The 694-nt window shown below is 57.3% G+C and carries 1 protein-coding gene; it reads right to left on the minus strand.

What is annotated here, in order from left to right:
- Positions 1-164 precede the first annotated feature (164 nt).
- Positions 165-548, minus strand: a complete 384-nt coding sequence (locus tag IEX61_RS12250; RefSeq protein ID WP_054673622.1) for a S1 RNA-binding domain-containing protein — start codon at positions 546-548, stop codon at positions 165-167.
- Positions 549-694 lie beyond the last annotated feature (146 nt).

The following is a 694-nucleotide window of genomic DNA, read 5'->3' on the forward strand; positions in this document are numbered from 1 at the left end:
CCTTGGCTCGCTGACCGCCTTTTTCCTTCTTGGCATCCACACTTTTTAGCGTAGAGCCGGGTCAAGTATATGGTAAACTGTTCCTGATAACGGTTCCCCCGAACGCGCAAAAAACACTCCCAACCCGGGAGTGTTGCGTTTGCGCTGTCCTCGCTTCCATGCCGTCAACCCCTGCGCGCGCCGCGCCCGCGACGCCCTTCGTGGCGGCGCAGGGAGGCCAGCCGATCCTCGCTCTCGCGCAGGAACCGGCTCAGCTTTTCCTCAAAGGAATCATCCCGCTCCCGACGCCGCTTTCGCGCGCGCGGGTCGTAGTTGTCCTGCGCTTGGCGAATGGACAAGCCGATCTTCCCGTTTTCGGAGATGTTGAGCACCTTCACCGTGACGATGTCGTTGATCTTGAGGACGTCGCGCACGTCCTTCACGTAGTAGTCGGCAATTTCCGAAATGTGGACAAGTCCCGTGACCCCTCCTGGCAGCTCGACAAACGCCCCGAAATGGGTGATGCCGGTTACCTTGCCCTGCAGCTTGCTGCCAACCTCAATGGCCATGTACGAAAAAATCCTCCCTTGGTGCGCAAAGAATCACGAATCTATTTTATTTTATCCCCATCGGCAAGGTCTCGTCAATGGTCCGATGGCTCGAGCTTTTTTCGCTGTGCCTGTATCTCGGCCTGATCTGCATCAGGCCATCTTCA

The organism is Calditerricola satsumensis, assembly GCF_014646935.1.
Taxonomy (GTDB): Bacteria; Bacillota; Bacilli; order Calditerricolales; family Calditerricolaceae; genus Calditerricola; species Calditerricola satsumensis.

What these genes read in the sequence shown, in the direction of transcription:
- IEX61_RS12250 (WP_054673622.1), bottom strand. Translation starts at nt 548, where the DNA reads ATGGCCATTGAGGTTGGCAGCAAGCTGCAGGGCAAGGTAACCGGCATC.